The sequence below is a fragment of the Chitinimonas sp. genome (genome assembly GCF_036568685.1).
Classification (GTDB): domain Bacteria; phylum Pseudomonadota; class Gammaproteobacteria; order Burkholderiales; family Chitinimonadaceae; genus Chitinimonas.
On the sequence record NZ_DATCSC010000026.1, the window covers coordinates 26,127 to 34,047 of the forward strand.

At 62.5% G+C, this 7,921-nt stretch carries 5 protein-coding genes; 3 read left to right on the forward strand and 2 right to left on the reverse strand.

Annotated features, from left to right (window positions below):
• Positions 1-4: 4 nt before the first annotated feature.
• Positions 5-1,876 (forward strand): type VI secretion system baseplate subunit TssF, encoded by a 1,872-nt coding sequence (tssF, locus tag VIM95_RS04040; RefSeq protein WP_331983276.1) that lies wholly within the window; start codon positions 5-7, stop codon positions 1,874-1,876.
• The gene (gene tssG, locus VIM95_RS04045) at positions 1,873-2,847 is read left to right on the forward strand and encodes a type VI secretion system baseplate subunit TssG (RefSeq protein ID WP_331983279.1); all 975 of its coding nucleotides are present in this window, start codon (positions 1,873-1,875) and stop codon (positions 2,845-2,847) included. Before tssF ends, tssG begins: the two co-directional genes overlap by 4 nt.
• Before the next feature lie 83 nt (positions 2,848-2,930).
• Here tssG and VIM95_RS04050 read toward each other — a convergent pair whose 3' ends face one another.
• Positions 2,931-3,884 carry an FHA domain-containing protein gene (locus VIM95_RS04050; RefSeq protein ID WP_331983281.1) on the reverse strand — a complete coding sequence of 318 codons (954 nt, stop codon included), beginning with the start codon at positions 3,882-3,884 and terminating at the stop codon, positions 2,931-2,933.
• 172 nt (positions 3,885-4,056) lie between these two features.
• On the opposite strand from VIM95_RS04050, the gene tssH reads away from it, so the two are divergent.
• The gene (gene tssH, locus VIM95_RS04055; protein WP_331983283.1) at positions 4,057-6,705 is read left to right on the forward strand and encodes a type VI secretion system ATPase TssH; all 2,649 of its coding nucleotides are present in this window, start codon (positions 4,057-4,059) and stop codon (positions 6,703-6,705) included.
• 363 nt (positions 6,706-7,068) lie between these two features.
• Here tssH and VIM95_RS04060 read toward each other — a convergent pair whose 3' ends face one another.
• On the reverse strand, positions 7,069-7,791 hold the full coding sequence (locus VIM95_RS04060; RefSeq protein WP_331983285.1) for a hypothetical protein: 723 nt from the start codon (positions 7,789-7,791) through the stop codon (positions 7,069-7,071).
• Positions 7,792-7,921: the final 130 nt, after the last annotated feature.

Sequence of the window (7,921 nt, forward strand, 5' to 3'; positions counted from 1 at the left end):
AAAGATGATCGATGCCCGTTTTCTCGAGCTGTATAACCAGGAACTGCGCCACGTCCGCGAGATGGGTGGCGAGTTTGCGCAAGCTTTTCCCAAGATCGCCGGTCGGCTGGGCATGGGCGGCGTGGAGGTGGAAGACCCCTACGTAGAGCGCCTGCTGGAAGGCTTCGCCTTTTTGGCTGCCCGGGTGCAGCTCAAGCAGGAGGCGGTCTTTCCCACCTTTACCAGTCATCTGCTGGACATGGTCTACCCGCACTACGGCATGCCGGTACCCGCCATGGCGATTGCCCGCTTCCAGCCTTCAGCGGCCGCCAACAGTCTGACCAATGGCTATGAAATTCCCCGTGGTGCCCGTTTGCGTGGTCGCTTGCCGGCCGGCGAGCAGACCGCCTGCGAGTTCACCACGGCCCATGCGCTCAAGCTCTGGCCCATTGATCTGGAATCCGCCCGTTACCAGACCCATGCGGCTGATTTGCCGTTCTCCGGCAAGGTACAGGGTGCTCTGCCTAAAGGGGTGCTACGGCTGAAGCTCAAGGCTCGGGGGGGCTTGCACTTCGATAAGATGGCCATGAACGACCTGCCGTTCTTCCTGGCCGGCGCGGACGATATTGCCAGCCGCCTGGCGGAGTTGATCCTGGGGGCGGCGACCAGCGTGGTCATTTCCGATCCGGCCAACCCGGCGGCCAGCGTCGTGTTGCCGGCCAGCGCCATACGGCCGATGGGATTTGAGGACGAAGAAGTGCTGCTGCCTTACCAAAGCCGCTCGTTCGACGGTTACCGACTGCTGCATGAATACTTTGCCTTCCCGCAGCGCTTTCTGTTCTTCCGTATCGATGGCCTACGTGACGTAGTACGGAATATGAAGAGTGACAGCCTGGAGATTGCAGTGCTGTTCGGGCGGGGCGACGACGCCCTGGCCGCGCTGGTGGACGAACAGTGCTTTGCCCTGTTCTGCACCCCGGTGATCAATATGTTCCCCAAGCGCCTGGATCGTATCCACGTCGAGGCCATGCAGAGCGAATACCACATGGTGGTGGACCGCCGCCGGCCTATGGACTTCGAGATACTGCGTCTGCAGGCGGTGGAAGGGTATGGTCCGGACCAGCAGGAGGAAACGCGCTTCCTGCCCTTCTATGCCAGCTATGACGAGCACCGACCGGCCAGCCGCGCCTACTTCACCACCCGACGTGAACCGAGGCTTGCCTCCAGCACCCAGCTGCGTACCGGCCGCCGTTCCGGCTACCTGGGCAGCGAGCTGTTTGTGAGTCTGGTGGATGCCGACCAGGCACCGTTCTCCGAGCGTATCGTCCAGCTTGGCGGTGACGTGCTGGTCTGCAACCGTGATCTACCCTTGTTGATGCCGGTTGGCGGGGACAGCGACTTCACCTTGCTGGACTCGGCCCCGGTCGATGCCGTGGTCTGTCTGCGTGGCCCGAGCCGGCCCATCCCGGCCGTGACCGAAGGCGGTATCGCCTGGCGCCTGATCAGCCATCTTTCGCTCAACTATCTCTCGCTCACCGACCTGGATGGGAAGGCTGCAGCGCGGGCAGTGCGGGACATGCTGGCGCTCTACGCCGAGCGTGGTGACGTAAGCAATCGCAGCCAGGTGGAATGTGTGGAGCGGGTATCTGCCAGCCCTGTCACGCGTCGTCTGCCCGGGCCGGGGCCGCTGGTGTTCGGCCGTGGCGTGGAGATCGCGCTGACGTTGAATGAAACGGTGTTTGCCGGTGGTAGCCCCTTCCTGCTGGGGATGGTGTTGGAGCGCTTCTTCTCGCGGCACGCCACCATGAACACCTTCACCGAAATGGTGCTGCTGTCGGCCACCCGGGGCGAGCTGAAGCGTTGGGCGCCACAGATGGGTAACAAGTCCGCACTATGACGATCTGGCACAAGGTGGCGGCCAGGCCGCAGGGAACCAGCCTGTTTGCGCTGCTGCGGCGCATGGAGGCTCGGCACGGTGATCTGCCCCGGCTGGGCAGGGCGGCACGCCCGCAGGATGAACCGGTACGGCTGGGGCAGGTGCCAGCCATGAGCTTTGCGCCGGGTGAGCTCGATAGCATTGAAACGGATGGCGAACGACCCAAGGTGAATGTGCGGGTGCTGGGGCTGTTCGGCCCGAACGGCGCCTTGCCCTTACCCATGACGGAATACGTATGGGATCGACTGCACAACCACCGAGACGCGACCTGGGGGCAGTTCGCCGACGTCTTCCACCACCGTATGCTGGCGCTGTTCTACCGCGCCTGGGCAGAGGGGCAGCCGGCGGTGACCTACGACCGCCCGGCCGAGGATAACTTCGCGAGCTATATCGGTGCCCTGGGTGGCTACGGCCAGGCCAGCCTGCTCACGCGCGATACCGTGCAGGATGAAGCCAAGCTGCACTTTACCGGCCTCTTGGCGCGCGGCAGCCGTGACGCCGGCGGGCTACGGCGCATATTGGCAGACTATTTCCGTGTGCCGGTCGCGATCGAACCATTTGCATTCCAGTGGCTACCATTGCCCGAGTCCCAGCGGACCCGATTGGGTGCGCGCGATATGGGGGCACAGCTCGGTGGCGGTACGGTACTGGGCGCGCGCGTGCCGGACCGGCAACATTGCTTCGCGATCGAACTGGGACCGATGAATTACGCCGATTACCGGCGCTTCCTGCCCGAAGGGGAATCACTGCCGCGACTGCGAGACTGGATTCGTAACTATCTGGGGCTGGCGTTCGAATGGACGCTACAACTGAAGATCAAGCCCGAATCCCTGCCGCAACCTAAGCTCGACGGCAGCGTGCAACTGGGGCGGGACAGCTGGCTGGGGCGCAATGCCGACAAGACGTCGGTATCAGGATGGCGGCTGGGATGAGCGGCGCTTACCGTCCATGCGCCGTGTATCGGGTTGCCCGCCGCGCCTCCGGCCTGAGGCCGGGGGCTGGCGGCCGTGGCAGCTCAGCCGAGGCCAAACAATTCGTCGAGCGATTCGCTACCGTGTTTGGCTGGCGGTGGGGACGGTGGCGTCGGAGCGGCAACCGGCTCTGGCTCAGCCAGGCTGGACTGGGCCGGAGTCGGTACGTCGACAGTGGCGACCACCGCCGGGCTGGCTTGCGTGGCGCTGGCCGGAGTCGGTGCGAGCGACATGCTGCTGTGGATGCCAGGTACGTGATCGGGCGCAGTGGCTTGGACCACGGGTCGTTCATTCAGGCCGAACGGATCGTCGCCCACCGGGGTGGTGGATTCGAACGGGTTGTTGTGGGCCAGCGGGTCGGCGCCTTGGCCACCTTGCAGACCAAACAGCAGATCCAGACTGTCCCCCTGGTGGCCTACGGGTGTCACCGAGGGCGCATTGCCGCCATGGCCGAGCAGGCTGCCCAGACTGCCGCCGACGTCGTTCAAGGCGGCCGAGCTGGCACGTACCGGTTCCTGCAGCGGGCTGTCGAAGATGCTGTCTGCCGGCAAGGGTTGGGCGGGTGCAGCGATCGGTCGCGTCAGGTCGCCAAAGTCGAATGGATCAATCAGTTGCGCCGCCGCAGTAGAGGTGGTCGCTGTTGCGGCGGGGATCGCCGTATTGCCTGGCACGGCCATCTCGGCCGGACGAGTGGCGTGGAGGGCTACCCCAAGCTCGAAGCCGCCAATGCGCAGCCGGTCACCATCCTTGAGTGCGGCACGGGTGCCGTAGCCCAAGGGTTTGCCATTGTGAAAGACCGGCAGCAGGTCGCCCAGATCCTTGAGCATCCAGCTGCCGTTGATGGCCTCAATCGCCAGATGGACCTGGGAGATATTGCTATCGCCCGAAAGGACCAGGGTGTTGGCGGGCGCGCGCCCCAGGGTGCCGCCATCTTCGTCGAAGTAGGCGGAGAGCGGTTCGGCGGTTTGGCCGTCGGTGGTCAGCAGCGTCAGTTTCATCGTCTTGGTCTGGAACTACCCAGCCTTGGGAAAGATTTCTTCCCCGTATCTTATCGCCATTCGTTTGTCATTTCCCGTCTTGGCGGATTTTTCTCCCATCAAATTTTCTGGCTGTGTCCTCCTCGCAGGACCAGCCAAGCCCATACGACAACTTCCATAGTGCAGAACGACCATGTCTGAAATCAGCCGCGCCGCCCTGTTCGGCAAACTCGATCCCATCTTGTACAAGGCGCTGGAAGGCGCCACCGTGCTCGCCAAGCTGCGCGGCCACCCCGAAGTGGGTCTGGTGCATTGGTTCAACCAGCTGCTGCTGGCGCAGGATACCGACCTGCATCATATCGCCCGGCATTTCCACCTGGATGACAGCCGCCTGGCTGCCGACCTGGTGGCGGCACTGGAGCGTCTCCCCACCCATGCGGATGCGGTGGACCTGTCCGCCGATCTGGAACTTGCCACCGAACGGGCCTGGATATACGCCACCCTGAAATATGCCGAGCAAAGGGTAAGAGGTGCGTGCCTGTTGCTGGCGGTACTGCGTACCCCCACGCTTAAGGACAAGCTGTTCGGCATGAGCGCCGAATTCCGCAAGGTGATCGACGGCCAGCTGGCCGAGGCCTTGCCGCGTATCGTCGCGAACTCGCCCGAACACAACTCGCAGACTGCGGGCAGTACGACCGATGCTGCGCCTGGCGAAGCCAGCGGCGCCCTGGCACCGGCGGCGCTGGGTAAGCAGGAAGCGTTGAAGCGTTACGCCGTGGATCTGACCGCACGGGCTCGCGCTGGTGAGCTGGACCCGGTCAACGGCCGTGATGGCGAGATCCGGCAGATGATCGACATCCTCATGCGCCGCCGCCAGAACAACCCCTTGCTGACCGGCGAGGCCGGTGTCGGTAAGACCGCGGTGGTGGAGGGCCTGGCTCTGCGCATTGCCCAGGGCGACGTACCACCGTCCTTGCGGACGGTAAGCATACTTTCGCTCGATATCGGCATGATGCAGGCCGGCGCCAGCATGAAGGGCGAATTCGAAAACCGGCTCAAGCAAGTGATTGAAGAGGTACGTGGCGCCGAGCAGCCCATCATCCTGTTTATCGACGAAGCACACACCCTGATTGGCGCAGGTGGCGCCGCCGGTACTGGCGACGCGGCCAATCTGCTCAAGCCGGCGCTCGCCCGTGGCGAGTTGCGCACCATCGCTGCGACGACCTGGAGTGAGTACAAGCGGCATATCGAGAAGGACCCGGCGCTGACCCGGCGCTTCCAGGTGGTACAGGTCGCCGAGCCGGATGAGGCAGCGGCGCTGGTGATGATGCGCGGCATCGTCGGTCAGCTGGAGCGGCACCACCGCGTGCAGATTCTGGATGCAGCCATCGAGGCCTCGGTCCGACTGTCGCATCGTTATATCCCCGCCCGGCAACTGCCGGACAAGTCGGTCAGCCTGCTCGATACCGCCTGTGCTCGCGTGGCGGTGAGCCAGCATGCGACGCCGGCTGCGCTGGAAGATTGCCGGCGCGATATTGCTGCTCTGGCTGGCGAGCAACAGATACTGCAGGGGGAAGTGGCGATTGGGCTGGATCGGTCAAGCCGCCTGGCAGCCATTGCGGCGGAACTGGTGGAGCTGGAGGCGGAGAAGGTAGCCTTGGCGCAACGCTGGGAATCCGAGCGCGAGTTGGCCGAGCGGGTATTGAGCCTGCGCCAGGCCTTGCGGCAGCAGCCCGATGGTGATGCCAGCGAGCGGAGCGACCGCCTTGAGGCCCTGCGGGCCGCTCAGGCCAGCCTGGATGCCTTGCAGGGGGAGCAGCCGCTGGTGCTGCCATCGGTCGATGAACAGGCAGTGGCCGCCGTGGTGGCCGACTGGACCGGCATACCGGTGGGCCGCATGGTACGCGACGAAGTGACCGCCGTGCTGCAGCTGGCCGATACGCTGGAACAGCGGGTGGTAGGCCAACGCCATGCGCTGGAAGCGATTGCACGCCGTATCCAGGTATCGCGCGCGCGGCTGGACGACCCGGCCAAGCCCATCGGCGTGTTCATGCTGGTGGGGCCTTCCGGCGTAGGCAAGACCGAAACGGCCCTGACCCTTGCCGAAACGCTCTATGGCGGTGAGCAGAACCTGATTTCGATCAATATGAGCGAATTCCAGGAAAGCCACACCGTTTCTACCCTGAAAGGCGCGCCCCCGGGCTATGTGGGTTATGGCGAAGGTGGCGTGCTGACCGAAGCGGTACGCCGCCGGCCCTACAGCGTGGTGCTGCTGGATGAGATCGAGAAGGCACACCCGGACGTGCACGAGATGTTCTTCCAGGTCTTTGACAAGGGGTGGATGGAGGATGGCGAGGGGCGTTACATCGACTTCCGTAATACCGTGATCCTGCTGACCTCGAACGTGGGCAGCGAGTTGAGCATGCAGCTCTGCCAGGACCCGGAGCTGATGCCTGAGCCGGACGTGCTGGCGCAGTCTCTGCGCAGGGATCTGTTGGCGGTATTCCCGGCGGCCTTGCTAGGCCGTATGTCGGTCGTGCCGTACTACCCCTTGTCTGAGCACATCATGGCTAACCTGATCCGCATGCGTCTGGATCGCATTTCCAAGCGCCTGTCGGCGAATCATGGAGTGGCCCTGCAATATTCGCAGGCCGTGGTGGACCTGATTGCGGCACGTTGCAACGAAATCGAATCCGGCGGCCGTATGATCGATGCCATCCTGGGACGGACGGTGTTGCCGCGTTGCAGCCAGGAAATACTGCAGCGTCTGGGTGACAGCCAGCCCTTGCGGGAGATTGTGCTGGCGGTTGAGGCAGAGGAGTTTAGCTATAGCTTCAATTGAGGCTAGGTGGCCCTGAAGGCAAAGGCCCGCGCTTTGGTGCGGGCTTTCTATTATGGACGATCCAGAGGAGGGGCGTCGTCCGCAGGCAATAGGTATCTGTGGGGCGGTGGATGACGAGGTGCTGGTGTAACCAAGAGGCGGCGTAGCGTTGCTGAACAGGACTTGGCGGGAAAGCAAAAGGGCCGGCATGTTGCCATCCGGCCCTTGCTAAACCCGCTGCTTGATTTCGACTTGGCACCGTAATGCCAATCCTGGTACGAATTTATGACCGTTTCGTTCCGAAAACAGCGAAGCAAGCAAACTCTAAAAGTTGATACTAAGCCAACGTATCTTTTTAAGGCAATGCTAGCGTGCAGCGCGATATCAAAAGCCCATGGAGAACTTGTAGGATGGCGTGGTGCCAGGTGCACCGTTGAAGACATCGATAACCTTGGTGCCAGCAGTGTCGAAGTAGACGCCAAGGTAGGTAAAGGTGCCGGGTACTGGCCAAATATAGGTGGTGAACAGGTTATTGCGCTGAGTGCGGCTGGTGTCGTACTTGCAGCCCAGGGTGGCATTAACCTGGTCAGGAGTCATGCCGATGGCAATGGCGTTGTAGCGCTGGGTATTGATGTTGGCTGTGGTACAGATGGCTGCGACAGGGCCGGTCGGTGTCGGGGTGGTACCGCCAAAGCTATAGCGAGTCAGGGGAATGGTTACCCCAGACGGCAAGGTCATGGTAGCCGTGGTTGCACTGCTGAATGTCACGGTGACATTGCCGACATTGCTATTTGTGACGGTAGGGCTGCGGTAAGGGCCATTCAAGGTCTGGCCGCCACCATATTGCAGCCAGGTGCCTTTGTAGGTCGTGCTGTTCTGCATGGCGGTCGGCCCGGATACATACCAGACCGGCTTGCCGCTGTCGTCGTACATGTACCCGGACATGAACATGACGCCATTTTGTACTTCAATGGTATAGCCTCTGCCACCTTCCGCCTCGTTCCACCACCAACCACTCTCCGGTGTCGCGTGCGCGTAGGCCGAGGTCATGATGAGAAGTGCACTTGAGAGTTTTGGCATTGCTTTTTTAAACAGCGTGACCTGCACCCCGCGTTTAGTACGGTAACGATGTAGAGTCCGTTCCATCAAAGGGAACGGCAATGAAGAAGCGATTCACGGAAGAGCAGATCATCGGTGTCCTAAAGGAAGGCGAAGCAGGCATGAAGCCTGCAGAGCT